Below are 18632 nucleotides of genomic sequence, written 5' to 3'. Positions count from 1 at the left end.
AAGAATCAATTTCATTTAAAAAGGACCGTGCCCTCTTTTGATCTAACCGTCAAGGGAGGGCCTCCGGTACTAAATCAGGATATAGGTTAAGGAGGGTTGCTCCTTGTTGGACGTTAACAATTTTGAATTCATGAAAATCGGGCTTGCTTCTCCGGAGAAGATTCGTTCTTGGTCCCGCGGAGAAGTGAAAAAACCGGAAACCATTAACTATCGTACATTGAAGCCGGAAAAAGAAGGTCTATTCTGCGAACGTATCTTCGGACCGCAAAAAGACTGGGAATGTCACTGTGGTAAATACAAACGCGTCCGTTATAAGGGCGTAGTGTGCGACCGGTGCGGCGTGGAAGTTACCCGCGCTAAAGTTCGCCGCGAACGTATGGGCCACATTGAACTGGCGGCTCCTGTATCTCATATCTGGTATTTCAAAGGTATTCCAAGCCGTATGGGTCTGGCACTCGATATGTCCCCGAGATCGCTTGAAGAGATCATCTACTTTGCATCTTATGTTGTAACCGATCCAGGTGAAACACCACTGGAGAAGAAACAACTGCTGTCCGAGAAAGAATATCGCAGCTACCGTGAGAAATACGGCTACGGTTTCCAAGCCGGCATGGGTGCCGAAGCCGTGAAGAAGCTGCTTCAGGATATCGACATCGAGAAGGAATTGGAATTCCTCAAGGAAGAGCTGCGCACCGCCCAAGGCCAACGCCGCAACCGGGCGATTAAACGTCTGGAAGTTATTGAAGCGTTCCGCAACTCCGGCAACAAGCCTGATTGGATGATCATGGATGTGCTTCCGGTTATTCCTCCGGAGCTTCGCCCGATGGTTCAATTGGATGGTGGCCGTTTTGCTACGTCTGACCTTAACGATCTCTATCGTCGCGTAATCAACCGGAACAACCGTCTGAAAAGACTGCTTGATCTGGGTGCTCCTGATATTATCGTGCAGAATGAGAAACGGATGCTTCAGGAAGCTGTCGATGCACTTATCGACAACGGCCGTCGCGGCCGCCCTGTAACGGGTCCTGGTAACCGTCCGCTCAAATCGCTCAGCCATATGCTGAAAGGTAAACAAGGACGTTTCCGTCAGAACTTGCTCGGTAAACGGGTTGACTATTCCGGACGTTCCGTTATCGTTGTAGGACCGTATCTCAAAATGTACCAATGCGGACTTCCAAAGAAAATGGCACTTGAACTCTTCAAGCCGTTTGTTATGAAAGAATTGGTAAACAAGGGCTTAGCCCATAACATCAAGAGCGCAAAACGTAAAGTTGAGCGTGTGAGCCCTGAAGTATGGGATGTGCTTGAAGAAGTAATCAGAGAGCATCCGGTTCTACTGAACCGTGCCCCTACACTTCACCGTCTCGGTATTCAAGCGTTTGAACCGATTCTGGTAGAAGGCCATGCTATCCGTCTTCACCCGCTCGTATGTACGGCTTACAATGCCGACTTTGACGGTGACCAAATGGCGGTGCACGTTCCTCTATCTGCAGAAGCTCAAGCGGAAGCACGTCTGCTTATGCTGGCCTCCGGTAACATCCTGAACCCTAAGGACGGCAAGCCGGTTGTTACCCCTTCCCAGGATATGGTCCTCGGTACGTTCTACCTGACCATGGACAACAAGGAAGAAAAGGGTACGGGTATGATTCTGCGTACCGTGAACGAAGCTGTTTCAGCTTACCAGCGTGGAACCGCAGGTCTGCACGCCCGTGTAGCTATTCCTGTTAAGGCTCTGGGTAAAACCTGCTTTACAGAACAGCAACAAGGCGCAATGCTGATTACTACGGTCGGAAAGATCATCTTTAACGAGATCTATCCTAGCAGCTTCCCTTATATCAATGAAGCGACCAAAACAAACCTGCTGCAAGGCACACCAGAGAAATACTTTATCTATGAAAAAGGCGCGGACATCCGTGAGCTGATTATGAATGCTCCGGAAGCAAGTGCTGTAGGTAAGGAATACCTCGGTCTGATTATTGCCCGCTGCTTCGAAACCTATCACACGACCAAAACATCTGTGATTTTGGATAAAATCAAGCAACTCGGCTTTACTTACTCCACACGTTCCGGTGTTACGGTTGCCGTATCGGACGTTATCGTGCCGGAGGAAAAAGCTACAATCCTGAAAGAGTCCGAGGCTAAGGTCGATGTGGTTGCCAATCAATATCGCCGTGGTCTGATCACCAATGACGAACGGTATGACCGTGTTATTGAGATCTGGTCGAAGACGAAGGATGATCTTACCAACGTGCTGTTGAAATCGATGGACCGTTTCAATTCCATCATGCTCATGGTTGACTCCAAAGCGCGTGGTAACAAATCGCAGATTACCCAGTTGGGTGGTATGCGCGGACTGATGGCTACACCATCGGGACGGATTTTCGAATTGCCGATCAAGGCGAACTTCCGTGAAGGCCTGACCGTCCTCGAGTACTTTATCTCCACTCACGGAGCGCGTAAAGGTCTAGCCGATACAGCACTGCGTACAGCCGACTCCGGATACTTGACCCGTCGTCTCGTTGACGTTGCCCAAGACGTTATTGTCCGTGAAGAAGACTGTGGTACCGATAAAGGCTTCACTGTCAGCCGTATTCAAGATGGCAAGGAAGTTATCGAAGATCTGTATGACCGTATTGAAGGCCGCTACTCCTTTGAAACTGTACGTCATCCGGAAACGAAGGAAATCCTCGTTCACCGCAACGATCTGATTGACTCCGACAAAGCTGAGGCGATTGTTAACGCTGGTGTGACCAAACTGCAGATCCGTTCTGTGCTGAGCTGCCGTGCGCGTCACGGTGTCTGCAAGAAATGCTACGGACGTAACCTGGCAACAGGTAAATTCGTGGAAATCGGAGAAGCTGTCGGTATCATCGCGGCACAATCCATCGGTGAGCCGGGAACCCAGCTTACAATGCGTACGTTCCATACCGGGGGTGTTGCCGGTGATGACATCACGCAAGGTTTGCCGCGTATCCAGGAGTTGTTTGAAGCCCGTAACCCTAAAGGTCAGGCTACAATCAGTGAAATTGACGGGGTAATCAAGGAAATCCGCGAAACCAAGGACCGCCGCGAAATCGAGGTTCAAGGTGAAGCTGAATCCAAGACTTATTCCATCACCTACGGTTCGCGTCTGCGTGTCAGTGAAGGCCAGGAGATTGAAGCTGGCGATGAGCTGACTGACGGTTCGATCGACCCTAAAGAAATGCTGCGCATCAAAGGGATCCGCGGGGTACAAAACTACATTCTGCAAGAAGTACAGCGTGTATACCGTAACCAAGGCGTTGAGATCAATGATAAGCACATTGAAGTTATGATTAAGCAGATGCTGCGCAAAATCCGTATAATCGATGCAGGTGATACGAATCTCTTGCCAGGTGCATTTGCGGACATTCATGAATACGAAGCTGCGAATAAGGAAGCCATTCTTTCTGGTAATGAGCCTGCAGTTGCCAAACCGGTACTGCTCGGTATTACTAAGGCATCCCTGGAGACAGATTCCTTCCTGTCTGCGGCCTCCTTCCAAGAAACTACCCGCGTCTTGACTGATGCTGCAATTAAGGGTAAAGTAGATAAGTTGCTTGGACTCAAAGAAAATGTTATTATCGGTAAGTTGATTCCTGCAGGTACTGGCATGAATCGTTACCGTAATGTGAAGCTGAGTGATCCGAATGTCGAAAGCTCGCAAGAAGCTTTAGAAACGGTTCCTGCTGAATAGTTAAATAATCATGGCGGGCAGTTGATTATGCCACGGCTATTTATAGACGTGGCGCTGCTGCCTGCTGTGAATATTAATAAATTTATTGCCGATTCTCTTGACATCATCTACTGATAATGCTAATATGTCTAAGGTGCGTGAGTAGCCTGGTTATTCTTGTTCATTGGAGGTAATGATTTATCATGACTGATGATAGAGGACTGCAGGATGCTCAGGTCAAGATCGGTACCAAACAAACCGTTAAGGCGGTGGAGTTGGGCCAAGCCGCAGAAGTCTATGTGGCAGAGGACGGAGATCAACGGCTTACTTCCAGAATTGTTATGCTTTGTAACAAACAAGGTGTGAAGGTCACTTATGTAGACACGATGCTGAATTTGGGCAAGGCTTGCGGTATAGAAGTTGGTGCTGCTATGGCAGCCGTCTTAAAACAATAGCACGAGAAGCGTTTTTGTACCGGGGTACACTTCGGCAACAAAGACTTTTCATTTGTCTTTTTATGAACCGCCTGGGTCTGTGGACTTAATGTTCGTAAATAGATTACTATTTCAGGAAGGGGGTGGCACAACAATGCCAACTATTAATCAACTGGTTCGTAAAGGCCGTCAAGCCAAAATCGAAAAATCCAAATCTCCCGCTCTTCAAAAAGGGTTCAACGCCCTCAAACGTGAGACTACAAATTTGAGCGCCCCGCAAAAACGCGGTGTGTGCACTCGTGTAGGCACAATGACTCCACGTAAACCAAACTCCGCGCTTCGTAAGTATGCCCGTGTTCGTTTGACGAACCGTCTTGAGGTGACTGCTTACATTCCGGGTATTGGACATAACCTTCAAGAGCACAGTGTTGTATTGCTGCGCGGAGGTAAAGTTAAAGACCTTGCAGGAGTTCGTTATCACATCGTTCGTGGCGCTTTGGATACAGCAGGCGTTGCTAACCGTATGCAAGCTCGTTCCAAGTATGGTGCTAAACGTCCTAAAGCAAAGAAATAAGTTAAGAATATCTGAATAACAAACATTGAGAAAGGGGGATATCCATGCCACGCAAAGGTCCAGTTACTAAGAGAGATGTATTGCCAGATCCATTGTATAATAGCAAGTTGGTTACTCGTTTGATCAACCGTATTATGCTGGGTGGTAAAAGAGGTGTCGCTCAAAGCATTCTGTACAATTCGTTCAAGTTGATTCAAGAACGCACAGGCAAAGATCCGATGGAAGTTTTCGAAGCTGCCATCAAGAATATTATGCCGGTATTGGAAGTTAAAGCTCGTCGTGTCGGCGGTGCTAACTACCAAGTGCCTATCGAGGTTAAACCTGAAAGACGTACTGCTTTGGGATTACGTTGGCTCGTAAACTACTCACGCAACCGCGGTGAGAAGACGATGGAAGAGCGTTTGGCGGCTGAGATCATCGACGCTTCCAACAACACAGGCGCTTCCGTTAAGAAACGTGAAGACACGCACAAAATGGCTGAAGCAAACAAAGCGTTTGCTCACTACCGCTGGTAGGATTTAAGGCCGTTCAAATAACTTATATTTTGAAGGGAGACCCAATTCATGGCAAGAGAGTTCTCCTTAAAAAATACACGTAACATCGGGATCATGGCGCATATTGATGCTGGTAAGACTACTACCACTGAGCGGATTCTATTCTATACAGGCCGTACGCACAAAATCGGTGAAGTTCACGAGGGTGCTGCTACAATGGACTGGATGGAGCAAGAACAGGAGCGCGGAATTACTATTACTTCCGCCGCTACAACTGCTGCATGGAAAGGTCACCGCATCAATATCATTGATACCCCTGGACACGTTGACTTCACAGTTGAAGTTGAACGTTCCCTTCGTGTATTGGATGGGGCAGTAGGCGTTTTCAGTGCGAAAGAGGGCGTTGAGCCTCAGTCTGAAACCGTATGGAGACAGGCTGACCGTTATGGCGTTCCCCGGATCGCATATGTAAATAAAATGGATATTATCGGTGCGGATTTCCTAAACGTTATCGACAGCATGCGTGATCGCTTGCAAGCCAATGCAGTTGCTATTCAACTGCCAATTGGTGCCGAAAACGACTTCATTGGTATTATTGACCTGGTTGAGCAAAAAGCTCATATGTTTAAAGACGATCTGGGTCAAAATATTGAAGTAACGGACATTCCGGCTGAATATCTGGAACAAGTTGAGGGGCTGCGTCTTGAGTTGATCGAGAAAGTAGCAGAACTTGACGAAGATCTGACTATGAAGTACCTGGAAGGCGAAGAAATTTCAGTTGATGAGATCAAAGCTGCTCTGCGCAAAGGCGTTGTAGAAGTTAAGATCTTCCCTGTAATTGTCGGATCCTCCTACCGTAACAAGGGTGTCCAACTTATGATGGATGCTGTCGTTGATTACCTGCCATCCCCACTGGATGTACCGGCTATTCAAGGTCATCTGGATGACGGAACTGAAGCGGTTCGCCACTCTTCGGACGAAGAACCATTCTCAGCACTGGCATTTAAAATCATGACAGACCCTTATGTGGGTAAACTCACGTTCTTCCGCGTGTATTCCGGTGTTCTGGAATCCGGTTCTTATGTAGTTAACGCTACTAAGAACAAACGCGAGCGTATCGGCCGTATCCTGCAAATGCATGCGAACAGCCGCCAAGAAATCTCCATCGTTTACGCTGGTGATATCGCGGCAGCCGTTGGTCTGAAGGACACAAGTACTGGCGATACACTTTGTGATGAGAAACATCCGGTTATTCTGGAGTCCATGAACTTCCCTGATCCGGTTATCGAAATCGCAGTTGAACCAAAAACCAAAGCTGACCAAGATAAACTGGGTGTTGCTCTCGGTAAGTTGACTGAAGAGGATCCAACTCTTCGTGCTCACACTGATGAAGAAACAGGCCAAACGATCCTGGCAGGTATGGGTGAGCTTCACCTTGATATTATCATTGACCGTATGCGCCGCGAATTCAAAGTAGAAACCAATGTGGGTAAACCACAGGTTGCTTACCGCGAAACATTCAAAGCACCAGCTCGTGTCGAAGGTAAATTCGTTCGCCAATCCGGCGGTCGCGGTCAGTACGGTCACGTATGGGTTGAATTTGAACCTCTCGAGCCAGGTACTGGCAGCAAGTTCGAAAGTAAAGTAGTCGGTGGCTCTGTTCCTAGAGAGTATATCGCTCCTGCACTTGCCGGTATTGAAGAGCAAATGAAAAACGGCGTTATCGCAGGCTTCCCGCTTGTTGACGTTAAGGCTACCATCGTTGATGGTTCTTATCATGATGTTGACTCCAACGAAATGGCGTTCAAAATTGCCGGATCGATGGCACTCAAAGCAGCTAAAGACAAGTGTAAGCCTGTCCTGCTTGAGCCAATCATGAAAGTGGAAGTAACTGTTCCTGAGGAATATATGGGTGATGTAATGGGTATGCTGAACTCCCGTCGCGGTCGGATCGAAGGTATGGATTCCCGTGGTGGAGCGCAAATTATCCGTGCGAAGGTGCCTCTTTCCGAAATGTTCGGATACTCCACAACACTCCGTTCTGGTACTCAAGGACGCGGCGTATTCTCCATGGAGCTTTCTCACTATGAAGAAGTTCCTAAATCCATTGCGGAAGAGATCGTTGCTAAGAACAAAGGCGGAGAATAATTAATTGTTTTAACTTGCTGTCCGGGTACAACCGATCAGTCATCCTAGATAAGCAACTAGCCCGGCGGCTCAAATATAAGGAACCCCACAATAAGGAGGAACTGTTCAAATGGCAAAGGCAAAGTTTGAACGTAACAAACCACACGTTAACATCGGTACTATTGGTCACGTCGACCATGGTAAAACAACTCTGACTGCTGCAATCACTACTGTATTGTCCAAAAAATACGGTGGCGCTGCTGTAGCATTCGACCAAATCGACAAGGCTCCTGAAGAACGCGAACGTGGTATCACTATCTCCACAGCTCACGTTGAATATGAAACTCCTAACCGTCACTACGCACACGTAGACTGCCCTGGTCACGCCGACTATGTTAAAAACATGATCACTGGCGCAGCGCAAATGGACGGAGCTATCCTGGTTGTATCCGCAGCTGACGGCCCTATGCCACAAACTCGCGAACACATCCTGCTGTCCCGTCAAGTAGGCGTTCCTTACATCGTTGTATTCTTGAACAAATGCGACATGGTTGAAGACGAAGAGTTGCTTGAACTGGTTGAAATGGAAGTTCGCGACTTGCTGAGCGAATATGATTTCCCAGGCGATGATACTCCAATCATCCGTGGATCTGCTCGTGAAGCTCTTCAAAACCCTGATGGCGATTATGCACAGAAAATCGTTGAGATGTTTGAAACGATTGATACGTACATTCCGCTTCCAGAACGCCAAACTGACAAGCCTTTCTTGATGCCTGTCGAAGATGTATTCTCCATTACTGGCCGCGGTACTGTGGCAACTGGTCGCGTAGAACGCGGAACAGTTAAAGTCGGAGAAGAAATCGAAATCGTTGGTATTCATGAAGAAACTAAGAAATCCGTAGTTACGGGCGTTGAAATGTTCCGTAAATTGCTGGATTCCGCTCAAGCAGGCGACAACATCGGCGCACTTCTGCGTGGTGTTGACCGTAACATGATCGAGCGCGGCCAAGTAATTGCTAAGCCGAACTCCGTTAAACCACACACTGAGTTCACTGCTCAGATCTACGTTCTGACTAAAGAAGAAGGCGGACGTCACAAACCATTCTTCACTGGTTACCGTCCACAGTTCTACTTCCGTACAACTGACGTAACTGGCATCATCAACCTGCCAGAAGGTACTGAAATGGTTATGCCTGGTGACAACATCACAGTAACTGTTTCCCTGATCTCCCCAATCGCTATTGAAGAAGGTACTAAATTCTCCATTCGCGAAGGCGGACGTACAGTTGGAGCAGGTAGCGTAGCTTCCATCCAAAAATAATTCGGTTCTATCCGTTAGGATAGTGCTGAACCATAAAGGCAGGGATTCTTCTCCGGAAGACTCCCTGTTTTTTTGCATACAAAAAACTCTATTTCCTTATAAAGACCGGAAATAGAGTTGAATTCAAATGAAATGATTAGGATATTTCTTGGGTGTACGCTGGGCCTGGAACTTTGGATATTACCACATGCAAACTTGCGGGTTGATGACCATTGTTACGGTAGGAAAAGGATTCATCACCGGTGAGATGGATAACATCACCTTCAGCTAGATCCTGCTCTACATCGTTAACATTAATGATTCCGTTTCCCTTCAGAGCAAGGATGAATACATCTGCTCCGGGATGTTTATGCGCTGGAAGTTGTTGGCCTGGCATGAAATTAAGCATAAACATTACACTATCGCCTTTTTGAAACAGGATCTTCTTCGTAAACCGTTCCTCCTGATACTGAATTGCTTCTACTAATGTCTTTTTCTCCATCATCAATCCCTGCCTTCATTTTTATTATGTCTTAAAGCTTAACTTCATACTCACAATGCTCATGACCTGCAGCATTGCATTTTACTTCTCTGACAGATATCCGTCTTCCCATGATTTTGGATAAAGCCCCTTCCAGAATAGCTCCTTCCAAATCACAAATCAGTTTCTCTTCCTCCAGTGTAGGGAGACCTTTGCAAAAGCAGTCCTCCACCGCGATGCTGATCTTGCGGTCATCCTCATGCAGGATGCGTGGAATCCCTATTTTCAAATCCTCGAATAATTGTAGTAACTCTTCGAGTGTGTTCACTGGTAGACTCTCACCGATTTTTCGGCCAACAGTAAGTGTAGTTCCTTTACCGCCAAGGGGGAGACCCTGGTTCATTCCGATAAGGCGGATGGTGCGGAATAGTTCAAGCGGGACCATGTTGCCGAGCACAGATCTGTCCATACTTTTCATATCTTCGAAGGTATATTGCAGCATAGATACTCCATCTCCTTTAGATCTCTCTATAGGACCCATTATGACGGATATTGATAAGATATTCCTTGATGCAGATCAATTTTTTTGAAAAAAGTTGTGAGGGCAGTCACTGGGCAGCATTAAAATCCTTGTTATGGTGAGAATAGCAGAAAGGAGGGTGAGTGAATGGAATGCACAGTATGCAATTCACATTCTTGTGTTTCTCAGGTGCCCGTATTCAAAAATCTATCAGATGAAGAATTGATAATGGTAGAAGCGATAGTAGAATCAAGCCATTATGCTAAAGGAAATCTCGTGTTCAGAGAGGGAGAAGAGTCAGATTCGCTTTTTGTAGTAAAGAGTGGTCTCATTAAGCTCACGCAGAGTAATAAAGAAGGCAAGCAGCATATCCTCCGATTCTTGTTCCCCGGCGACTATTTCGGACAGTTTGCTTTGCTGCACCACAAACAAAATTATGTAACAGCCGAAGTTGTAGAGAGTGGAAGTGTATGCCGGATGCACCGCAAACAATTTGTTCCTTTATTGGAGAACAACGCGGCGCTTGCATTCAGCTTTTTAATGTCAATGAGCGAACAGTTGCATCAAGCTGAAGAGCTGGCTGGTGCAATGCATATATATGATGTAGAAAAACGCCTCGCCCGGTTGCTGCTTTATCTGCATAACAGAAATCAATCGGATGATTCTTCCCGTGAACAAGGTAACAGCATTGATTTGCCAGCTGCCAAAAAAGAGTTCGCCGCTATGATAGGTGCTACTGCCGAAACCCTTAGCCGCAAGCTGAATTATCTGGAAAGTATGGGGATTATCACGGTCCGTAAAAGAAGGGTAAACATTTTAGATCTAAAAGCACTGAATCAAATGGCAGAAATGAAAAAATAGATTCTATCAAAAGACAATCAACGACCAAAATTGCAGAATTCAGCGGAGAGTTAATAGATCTCAGCATGGATACTAACGCTGCTGTAGAGCAGCTGGTGGCAAGCAGTGACGAAGTGAGTAGTACGTTCCAACGGAACTGCAATTCGGCTAAGGAGTCTCAGGGGATGGCTAGGGACAGGCATGAGCACTTGGACAGCCTTACCGGTCAAATCCATCTGATTTATGAAAGCACCAATGAAATGGAACGGTCGGTGAATGAACTAAGAGCTCATCACAGCAAATCCAGATGATTGTTGCAGCTGTTCAGGAAATTGCCGATCAGACCAAAATTCTTTCACTCAATGCTACTATAAAAGTTGCGAGGGCTGGAGAGTATGGCAGAGGCTTCAGCGTAGTTGCGCAGGAGGTCAACCGACTGGCCGAGGATACCAAGAATATCGTTGTACGCATCGGCGAGCTAACCCATCTATCAGGGATGCTGACATCTCAGGTTGTTAAAGAGATCCGCAAGGTACAGGAACTGACTAAGAGCGGTAGACATCAATCTGTTGAGACCGCCGGCTGTTTAGTGAAATCTTGGATTCCATGCAGACCAGCACCCAGGAAATTGTCAACATAGAAGAAGAGATAAGAGTGTTGATTCAAACTATCGAAAGAGTCGGCTCTACAACGGCAACATTCTGCCGCCTCAGCTGAGTATTTCCGTTCAGCTACAGAGGGTCTTTAATTAGAAACGACCACATATGTGTCATATATATAGAAAGAAAACAACTTATGAAAAAAATCATGAGTTGTTTTGTGTTTTTGCTTGCAAAGTGTCCGCCTATTATATATAATAATAAATGTTGTTCTGAGACGTTGCGATGATGTGAGAGGTTACTGACACACCCGGCCCCTTTGCCATGAGGTCGACGTCAGAAAATTTTCACGGAGTATGTCCGATAATAAATTGGGCGATAGAAGGAGGGACTAAAATGGCAAAGCAAAAAATTCGTATCCGCTTGAAAGCATACGACCACAGAATTCTTGATCAATCCGCAGAGAAAATCGTTGAAACAGCAAAACGTTCGGGTGCTGGTGTATCCGGGCCGATCCCGCTGCCAACTGAGAAGCAAATCATTACTATTCTCCGTGCGGTACACAAGTACAAGGATTCCCGTGAACAGTTTGAACAACGGACTCACAAACGTTTGATCGATATTGTGAACCCAACACCACAAACTGTGGATGCCTTGATGCGCTTGGATCTACCGTCCGGTGTAGATATCGAAATCAAATTGTAATACTATCTATTAAAGTAACTAGGAAAAGAAAAGAGGTGTCAACATTGAAAGGTATCTTAGGAAAAAAACTCGGTATGACTCAAGTGTTTACTCCAGAAGGTAACGTAATCGCGGTTACGGTTATCGAAGCTGGTCCTTGTGTGGTACTGCAAAAGAAAGACCTGAATATCGACGGATATGAAGCAGTGCAGTTGGGCTTTTCCGATAAGAAGGAAAGTCGCTCCAACAAGCCTGAACAGGGTCACGCCAAAAAGGCAAATGCAACACCTAAGCGCTACGTTCGCGAAATTCGCGGTGTTGACCTCGGGGCACTCGAGGTTGGACAAGAGCTGAAGGCTGATATCTTCGCTGAAGGCGAATTTGTTGACGTAACAGGTACATCTAAGGGTAAAGGTTTCCAAGGTGTTATCAAACGCTGGGGACAAAGCCGCGGACCAATGGCACACGGATCGCGTTACCACAGAAGACCAGGTTCCATGGGTTCCATCCAAGCTAACCGTGTTCCAAAGGGCAAACGCCTGCCAGGACATATGGGTCATACGACCGTAACGGTTCAAAAGCTTGAAATCATCAGAGTAGACGTTGAACGTAACGTATTGCTGGTTAAAGGCGCTATTCCAGGTCCTAAAAACAGCTTTGTGAAAGTTAAACAAACCGTTAAGAAATAATTACTGAAGAAAGGAGGAACATGAAATGCCAAAAGTAACACTTTTTAATATTAGTGGTAACGAAGTTGGCGAAGTTGAATTGAGCGATACAGTGTTCGGTATTGAACCGAATGTGCATGTTCTGCACGAAGCTGCGCTTATGCAAAGAGCTTCCCTTCGTCGTGGTACACATAAAGTAAAAGGACGTTCTGAAGTGCGTGGCGGCGGACGTAAGCCTTGGAAACAAAAAGGTACAGGTCGTGCTCGTCAAGGCTCCATTCGTTCTCCACAATGGAAAGGCGGCGGCGTAGTCTTCGGACCAACACCACGCAGCTATTCCTGGAAACTGCCTAAGAAAGTTCGCCGTTTGGCCATCAAATCTGCGTTGTCCTCGAAAGTGCTCGGGAATGACATTATCGTATTGGATAGCTTGACAATGAATGCTCCGAAAACGAAAGAATTCGCAGCGATTCTGAACAATCTTAAAGTAGGCAGCAAAGCCCTGATCGTAGCTCCTAGCTATGATGACAATGTGGCACTTTCCGCTCGTAACATCCCTGGGGTGAAATTCGTAGCGGCTGACGGCATCAATGTTCTTGACGTACTGACGTACGACAAACTGATCATCACTAAAGAAGCAGTTCTGAAGGTAGAGGAGGTGTTCGCGTAATGAAAGATCCTCGTGATATTATCAAACGTCCGGTGATTACGGAACGCACATCCGAATACATGAGCGAATTGAAATACGCTTTTGAAGTGGATATCCGTGCTAACAAGACCGAAATCAAAAAAGCTGTCGAGGCTATTTTCAAAGTTAAAGTAGTTAGTGTGAACACAATGCGCGTACCTGGCAAACTGAAACGTTACGGCAAATACTCCGGATATACTCCAGAGTGGAAAAAAGCCATCGTGAAACTCAGCCCGGACAGCAAACCGCTCGAATTCTTTGAAGCGGTAGAATAATACTCTGTAAAGTAAGGAGGGAATACAGTGCCAATCAAAAAGTACAAACCGACATCTCCGGCCAGACGTAACATGTCCGTGTCTACGTTTGAAGAAATCACAACAAATGAGCCAGAGAAATCTTTGCTTGCGCCGCTGTTCAAACATGCGGGCCGTAACAACCAAGGTAAAATTACAGTTCGTCACCATGGCGGCGGACACAAACGTAAATACCGTATCATCGACTTCAAACGGACTAAAGACGGCATACCAGGTAGCGTTGCTACGATCGAGTATGACCCGAACCGTACATCCAATATTGCTTTGATCCACTATGCTGATGGAGAGAAACGTTACATCCTCGCTCCTCAAGGCCTTAAAGTTGGGGATAAGATTGAGTCCGGCCCTGCGGCTGACATCAAAATTGGTAACAGCCTTCCGCTGGCGAACATTCCAGTTGGTACAGTTATCCACAACATTGAACTTAAACCAGGCAAAGGCGGCCAGTTGGTACGCGCTGCCGGTACAGAAGCTCAATTGCTGGGCAAAGAAGAAAAATACGTTTCTGTTCGTTTGACTTCCGGTGAAGTTCGCAGAATCCTCAGCGTATGCCGTGCAACGATCGGATCCGTAGGTAACGGTGATCATGAACTGATCAAGATTGGTAAAGCCGGACGCAGTCGCTGGCTGGGCAAACGTCCTGAAGTACGCGGTGTTGTAATGAACCCTAACGATCACCCACACGGTGGTGGTGAAGGCCGCGCTCCAATCGGACGGAAATCGCCTATGTCACCTTGGGGTAAACCAACCCTCGGCTACAAAACGCGTAAGAAAAACAAAGCATCTGATAAATATATCGTTCGCCGCCGCACGAAATAAGACGCTTCTGGCAAGTTAGCTTAACGCGAAGCGTCGATTCGCGGTTTGAAGAACCGGATGAAGGGAGGATTCACACATGGGTCGCAGTTTAAAGAAGGGGCCGTTCATCGATGGCTACCTGCTGAAAAAAGTTGAGGAATTGAACGCGGCAGATAAGAAAGTCGTTGTTAAAACCTGGTCCCGTCGCTCAACCATTTTCCCTCAGTTTATCGGACATACGTTTGGTGTATATGACGGCCGTAAACACGTGCCAGTATACGTAACGGAAGATATGGTAGGTCACAAGTTGGGCGAGTTCGCGCCAACACGTACTTACAAAGGCCACGCGGGTGACGATAAGAAAACAAGAAGATAATTAAGGTCTTCGTTTGAGAGGAGGGAAAACAATGGAAGCAAAAGCACATGCAAGATCGGTGCGGATTTCCGCTCGCAAAGCGAAACTGGTTGTTGACTTGATTCGCGGCAAGCAAGTGGGGGAAGCAATTGCAATTCTTCGCCACACTCCAAAATCCGCTTCTCCAGTAGTTGAGAAGTTGCTTAACTCGGCGATCGCCAATGCTGAGCATAACTACTCTATGGACGTGAACAGTTTGTTCGTTAGCGAAGTTTTCGTTAACCAGGGTCCTACGATGAAGCGTTTCCGTCCACGCGCCATGGGCCGTGCAAGTCGGATCAATAAACGTACCAGCCACATTACTTTGGTGGTATCTGAGAAATAAGGAGGGATAACACGTGGGTCAAAAGGTAAATCCAGTCGGACTCCGAGTCGGAATTATTCGCGATTGGGAATCTAAATGGTATGCAGGCAAAGATTTCGGTACTCTTTTAATGGAAGACGTCAAAATCCGGGAATACCTTAAAGGTAAGTTGAAGGATTCCGCTGTTTCCCGCATCGAGATCGAAAGAGCGGCAAGCCGCGTGAACGTTACAATTCATACTGCTAAACCAGGTATGGTAATTGGTAAAGGCGGAGCAGAAGTAGAAGTACTTCGCAGCGCAGTTACAACTATCGCTGGTGGCAAAAAGGTTCACATCAACATCAACGAAATTAAGCACCCTGAACTGGATGCAATTCTTGTTGCTGAAAGCATTGCACAACAATTGGAACGTCGTGTATCGTTCCGTCGTGCTCTGAAACAAGCAATTCAAAGAACTATGCGTTCCGGTGCAAAGGGAATTAAAACTCAAGTTGGCGGACGTCTTGGCGGCGCTGAGATTGCCCGTTCAGAAGGTTATAGCGAAGGAACAGTTCCACTTCATACGCTTCGTGCCGATATCGATTACGGAACGGCTGAAGCACATACTACTTACGGCCGTATCGGTGTAAAAGTATGGATCTACCGTGGAGAAGTTCTTCCCCCAGCTAAGAAACAAGCTGCTCAGGAAGGAGGCAACTAATCATGTTGGTACCAAAACGCGTTAAACACCGCAAGCAACAACGCGGTCACATGAAGGGTATGGCAAAAGGCGGTACCGAATTGAACTTCGGCGAATTCGGCTTGCAAGCTTTGGAGCCGTCTTGGATCACTAACCGTCAGATCGAAGCTGCCCGTATCGCAATGACACGTTACATCAAACGTGGCGGTCAAGTTTGGATCAAGATTTTCCCAGATAAGCCTATTACTCAAAAACCTCTTGAGGTTCGTATGGGTAGTGGTAAAGGTAACGTTGAGAAATGGGTAGCCGTAGTTAAACCGGGCAAGATTATGTTCGAACTCGGAGGCGTGTCGGAAGAAATCGCTCGTGAAGCGATGCGTCTTGCCGCTCACAAGCTGCCTATCAAGACTAAGTTTGTGAAACGTGAAGAATTGGGTGGTGAAGCAAATGAAAGCTAATGAACTTCGCAACTTAACCACTGCCGAGATTGAACAAAAGATCGCAGGATTCAAAGAAGAACTTTTCAATCTCCGTTTTCAATTGGCAACTGGCCAATTGGATAACCCGACTCGGATTCGTGATGTGCGTAAGGAAATAGCTCGTGCTAAAACCGTTATCCATCAAAGAGTACTCGGGATCAGCTAAGTGAGGGCGGATTAATGATCCGTAATCAGGAAGGAGGCTAACTATGAGCGAAGAACGTAATGCACGTAAAGTGCTGATCGGTAAAGTAGTCAGCGACAAAATGGATAAAACCATCGTAATTGCTGTTGAAACCTATAAGAAACACAACTTGTATCACAAACGCATCAAGTCTACGAATAAATTCAAAGCACATGATGAGGAAAACGTTGCTAAAATCGGTGATACTGTAAAAATCATGGAAACTCGTCCTTTGTCTAAAGACAAACGTTGGAGACTTGTTGAAGTGGTTGAAAAAGCGGTTATCATCTAAGATAATGAGCAGAGCCTTTCCGGAAGGAGGAAATTAATAATGATTCAACCATTTACACGTTTGCATGTGGCTGATAACTCTGGTGCGAAGGAACTGATGTGTATCCGCGTACTGGGTGGTACTGGACGCCGTACAGCAGCAATCGGTGATCTGATCGTTTGTTCCGTTAAACAAGCAACACCAGGCGGCGTTGTCAAAAAGGGTGATGTTGTTAAAGCGGTGGTTGTTCGTACTAAACGTTCTGTGCGCCGTAAAGACGGTTCTTACATCGCATTCGACGAAAATGCAGCTGTTGTTGTTAAAGACGACAGAAGCCCGCGCGGAACACGTATCTTCGGACCAGTTGCTCGCGAACTTCGCGATAAAGACTACATGAAGATCGTTTCCTTGGCACCGGAAGTAATCTAATAAAGTTACCCATAAAGTAACGTGAAGTTCTGAGAAGGTTAGTCATAGGAGGTGTAATAAATGCCTAGAGTGAAAAAAGTTCTGGAATCCCATAACAATAAACTGCATGTGAAGAAAGATGATGTGGTACTTGTGATCAGCGGGAAAGACAAAGGTAAAAAAGGCCGTGTCATCGCTGCTTATCCTCGTGAAAACCGCGTCCTGGTAGAAGGCGTGAACATGGTGAAAAAACACCAGAAGCCTAACCAGTTGAATCCGCAAGGCGGAATCATCGAACAAGAAGCTTCGATTCATGTGTCCAACGTAATGCACATTGATCCGAAGAGCGGTAAAGTTACTCGTATCGGTTACAAAGTACTCGATAACGGTAAGAAGGTTCGGGTAGCAAAGAGATCCGGAGAGATTATCGACTAATACAGTCCTAAAGAAAGGAGGTAAATCTTCATGGCAGCAAGAATGAAAGAACGTTATTTGAATGAAATAACACCTGCTCTGATGCAGAAGTTTAACTATACAACTGTTATGCAAGTACCTAAAATCGAGAAGGTTGTCATCAACATGGGTGTGGGTGACGCTGTTCAGAACTCCAAAGTACTTGATGCTGCAGTTAATGACTTGCAACTGATCGCTGGTCAAAAGCCAGTAATCACTAAAGCTAAAAAATCCATCGCCGGTTTCAAACTGCGCGAAAACATGCCGATTGGGGTTAAAGTAACACTGCGCGGCGAGCGTATGTATTACTTCCTGGACAAATTGTTCAACGTAACGCTTCCACGCGTACGTGACTTCCGCGGTGTTTCCACTAAAGCCTTTGACGGCCGTGGTAACTACACGCTTGGTCTTAAAGAACAACTGATCTTCCCAGAAATCGAGTATGACAAAGTGGATAAGGTCCGCGGTATGGACATCGTTATCGTAACGACTGCAAAGACGGATGAGGAATCCCGTGAGCTGCTGAATCAGCTGGGAATGCCTTTCGCTAAGTAAGAATCATCCATTTCTCCGAAACTGTTTAGGAGGTGTCAGGCTAAAGTGGCAAAAACTTCGATGAAAGTTAAACAACAACGCGAGCCTAAGTTCAAAGTACGTGCATATACACGTTGTGAGCGTTGCGGTCGTCCACATTCGGTACTGCAAAAGTTCAAAATTTGCAGAATTTGTTTCCGTGAGTTAGCTTATAAAGGCCAGATCCCTGGCGTGAAAAAAGCAAGTTGGTAAGAAGTTTATAAACGGGAAGGAGGTTTACACACATGACTATGTCTGATCCTATTGCAGATATGCTTACTCGTATTCGTAACGCCAACACTGTGCGTCACGAGACAGTAGAAATGCCTGCTTCTACTATGAAAAAACAAATCGCGGACATCTTGAAGCGTGAAGGTTTCATCCGTGATGCGGAATTCGTTGAAGATAGCAAACAAGGGATTATCCGTATCTTCTTGAAATACGGCCCTAACCAAGAGCGCGTTATCTCTGGTCTGAAAAGAATCAGTAAACCAGGCCTTCGCGTTTACACGAAGAGCAATGAAGTGCCTCGTGTACTCGGCGGCCTAGGAATCGCGATTATCTCCACATCTAAGGGAGTTATGACCGACAAAGAAGCTCGTCAATCAAAATCGGGCGGAGAAGTTGTCTGCTACATTTGGTAATAAACGT

At 46.4% G+C, this 18632-nt stretch carries 26 protein-coding genes and 1 pseudogene; 25 read left to right on the top strand and 2 right to left on the bottom strand.

Going from position 1 to position 18632, the window contains the following annotated elements:
- Nucleotides 1-103: 103 nt before the first annotated feature.
- The 6 genes from rpoC to tuf all read left to right on the top strand — a co-directional run bounded on the left by rpoC (nt 104) and on the right by tuf (nt 8644).
- A complete protein-coding gene (gene rpoC, locus NST99_RS30355) occupies nt 104-3715 on the top strand; it encodes a DNA-directed RNA polymerase subunit beta' (protein ID WP_038597098.1) in 3612 nt (1203 codons plus the stop codon).
- A 182-nt stretch (nt 3716-3897) separates the two neighbouring features.
- Complete coding sequence (locus NST99_RS30350; protein WP_340896375.1) at nt 3898-4149, top strand: ribosomal L7Ae/L30e/S12e/Gadd45 family protein; 252 nt, start codon at nt 3898-3900, stop codon at nt 4147-4149.
- A gap of 133 nt (nt 4150-4282) precedes the next feature.
- Nucleotides 4283-4702 carry a 30S ribosomal protein S12 gene (gene rpsL, locus NST99_RS30345; protein ID WP_038597092.1) on the top strand — a complete coding sequence of 140 codons (420 nt, stop codon included), beginning with the start codon at nt 4283-4285 and terminating at the stop codon, nt 4700-4702.
- Between the two features lie 44 nt (nt 4703-4746).
- The gene (gene rpsG / locus NST99_RS30340; protein WP_036652908.1) at nt 4747-5217 is read left to right on the top strand and encodes a 30S ribosomal protein S7; all 471 of its coding nucleotides are present in this window, start codon (nt 4747-4749) and stop codon (nt 5215-5217) included.
- 48 nt (nt 5218-5265) lie between these two features.
- Nucleotides 5266-7344, top strand: a complete 2079-nt coding sequence (gene fusA, locus NST99_RS30335) for an elongation factor G (RefSeq protein ID WP_340896377.1) — start codon at nt 5266-5268, stop codon at nt 7342-7344.
- A gap of 109 nt (nt 7345-7453) precedes the next feature.
- Entirely contained in the window at nt 7454-8644 is a 1191-nt protein-coding gene (tuf, locus tag NST99_RS30330; protein WP_038597087.1) for an elongation factor Tu, read from the top strand.
- A 136-nt stretch (nt 8645-8780) separates the two neighbouring features.
- Here tuf and NST99_RS30325 read toward each other — a convergent pair whose 3' ends face one another.
- Together NST99_RS30325 and NST99_RS30320 are read right to left on the bottom strand one after the other, a co-directional pair.
- Entirely contained in the window at nt 8781-9125 is a 345-nt protein-coding gene (locus NST99_RS30325; protein ID WP_341096613.1) for a cupin domain-containing protein, read from the bottom strand.
- A gap of 31 nt (nt 9126-9156) precedes the next feature.
- A complete protein-coding gene (locus NST99_RS30320) occupies nt 9157-9606 on the bottom strand; it encodes a V4R domain-containing protein (protein ID WP_341096612.1) in 450 nt (149 codons plus the stop codon).
- A gap of 165 nt (nt 9607-9771) precedes the next feature.
- On the opposite strand from NST99_RS30320, the gene NST99_RS30315 reads away from it, so the two are divergent.
- The 19 genes and pseudogenes from NST99_RS30315 to rpsH all read left to right on the top strand — a co-directional run bounded on the left by NST99_RS30315 (nt 9772) and on the right by rpsH (nt 18625).
- Entirely contained in the window at nt 9772-10485 is a 714-nt protein-coding gene (locus NST99_RS30315) for a Crp/Fnr family transcriptional regulator (protein ID WP_341096610.1), read from the top strand.
- Between the two features lie 65 nt (nt 10486-10550).
- Entirely contained in the window at nt 10551-10775 is a 225-nt protein-coding gene (locus NST99_RS30310) for a hypothetical protein (RefSeq protein ID WP_341096608.1), read from the top strand.
- Nucleotides 10772-10984, top strand: a pseudogene (locus NST99_RS33820) (methyl-accepting chemotaxis protein); the annotation flags it as partial. The gene NST99_RS30310 and the pseudogene NST99_RS33820, both read left to right, overlap by 4 nt.
- 475 nt (nt 10985-11459) lie before the next feature.
- Complete coding sequence (gene rpsJ, locus NST99_RS30305; protein ID WP_017692074.1) at nt 11460-11768, top strand: 30S ribosomal protein S10; 309 nt, start codon at nt 11460-11462, stop codon at nt 11766-11768.
- Between the two features lie 44 nt (nt 11769-11812).
- The gene (gene rplC, locus NST99_RS30300) at nt 11813-12436 is read left to right on the top strand and encodes a 50S ribosomal protein L3 (RefSeq protein WP_076112955.1); all 624 of its coding nucleotides are present in this window, start codon (nt 11813-11815) and stop codon (nt 12434-12436) included.
- A 25-nt stretch (nt 12437-12461) separates the two neighbouring features.
- Complete coding sequence (gene rplD / locus NST99_RS30295; protein ID WP_038597074.1) at nt 12462-13085, top strand: 50S ribosomal protein L4; 624 nt, start codon at nt 12462-12464, stop codon at nt 13083-13085.
- Nucleotides 13085-13378 (top strand): 50S ribosomal protein L23, encoded by a 294-nt coding sequence (gene rplW, locus NST99_RS30290; protein ID WP_019908225.1) that lies wholly within the window; start codon nt 13085-13087, stop codon nt 13376-13378. Before rplD ends, rplW begins: the two co-directional genes overlap by 1 nt.
- 27 nt (nt 13379-13405) lie before the next feature.
- Nucleotides 13406-14236, top strand: coding sequence for a 50S ribosomal protein L2 (rplB, locus tag NST99_RS30285; RefSeq protein ID WP_038597071.1), 831 nt, complete (start codon nt 13406-13408; stop codon nt 14234-14236).
- A 76-nt stretch (nt 14237-14312) separates the two neighbouring features.
- Complete coding sequence (gene rpsS / locus NST99_RS30280; RefSeq protein ID WP_019908227.1) at nt 14313-14591, top strand: 30S ribosomal protein S19; 279 nt, start codon at nt 14313-14315, stop codon at nt 14589-14591.
- A 31-nt stretch (nt 14592-14622) separates the two neighbouring features.
- Complete coding sequence (gene rplV / locus NST99_RS30275; RefSeq protein WP_019908228.1) at nt 14623-14955, top strand: 50S ribosomal protein L22; 333 nt, start codon at nt 14623-14625, stop codon at nt 14953-14955.
- Nucleotides 14956-14968: 13 nt separating this feature from the next.
- Nucleotides 14969-15634, top strand: coding sequence for a 30S ribosomal protein S3 (gene rpsC, locus NST99_RS30270; RefSeq protein ID WP_038597067.1), 666 nt, complete (start codon nt 14969-14971; stop codon nt 15632-15634).
- 2 nt (nt 15635-15636) lie between these two features.
- A complete protein-coding gene (gene rplP, locus NST99_RS30265) occupies nt 15637-16071 on the top strand; it encodes a 50S ribosomal protein L16 (protein ID WP_036652954.1) in 435 nt (144 codons plus the stop codon).
- Nucleotides 16061-16258, top strand: coding sequence for a 50S ribosomal protein L29 (gene rpmC, locus NST99_RS30260; RefSeq protein WP_019908232.1), 198 nt, complete (start codon nt 16061-16063; stop codon nt 16256-16258). The genes rplP and rpmC overlap by 11 nt, the downstream gene beginning before the upstream one ends.
- Nucleotides 16259-16301: 43 nt before the next feature.
- On the top strand, nt 16302-16568 hold the full coding sequence (rpsQ, locus tag NST99_RS30255) for a 30S ribosomal protein S17 (protein ID WP_038597064.1): 267 nt from the start codon (nt 16302-16304) through the stop codon (nt 16566-16568).
- Between the two features lie 39 nt (nt 16569-16607).
- Complete coding sequence (gene rplN, locus NST99_RS30250; protein ID WP_019908234.1) at nt 16608-16976, top strand: 50S ribosomal protein L14; 369 nt, start codon at nt 16608-16610, stop codon at nt 16974-16976.
- A gap of 60 nt (nt 16977-17036) precedes the next feature.
- Complete coding sequence (gene rplX / locus NST99_RS30245) at nt 17037-17390, top strand: 50S ribosomal protein L24 (RefSeq protein ID WP_019908235.1); 354 nt, start codon at nt 17037-17039, stop codon at nt 17388-17390.
- A gap of 30 nt (nt 17391-17420) precedes the next feature.
- Entirely contained in the window at nt 17421-17963 is a 543-nt protein-coding gene (gene rplE, locus NST99_RS30240; protein ID WP_038597061.1) for a 50S ribosomal protein L5, read from the top strand.
- 45 nt (nt 17964-18008) lie between these two features.
- On the top strand, nt 18009-18194 hold the full coding sequence (locus tag NST99_RS30235) for a type Z 30S ribosomal protein S14 (protein ID WP_036589425.1): 186 nt from the start codon (nt 18009-18011) through the stop codon (nt 18192-18194).
- A gap of 32 nt (nt 18195-18226) precedes the next feature.
- Entirely contained in the window at nt 18227-18625 is a 399-nt protein-coding gene (rpsH, locus tag NST99_RS30230; protein ID WP_019908239.1) for a 30S ribosomal protein S8, read from the top strand.
- Nucleotides 18626-18632: the final 7 nt, after the last annotated feature.

It is taken from the genome of Paenibacillus sp. FSL L8-0470, assembly GCF_038008625.1.
Lineage (GTDB): Bacteria > Bacillota > Bacilli > Paenibacillales > Paenibacillaceae > Paenibacillus_AQ.
This window is presented reverse-complemented; position numbering and strand designations above follow the sequence as displayed.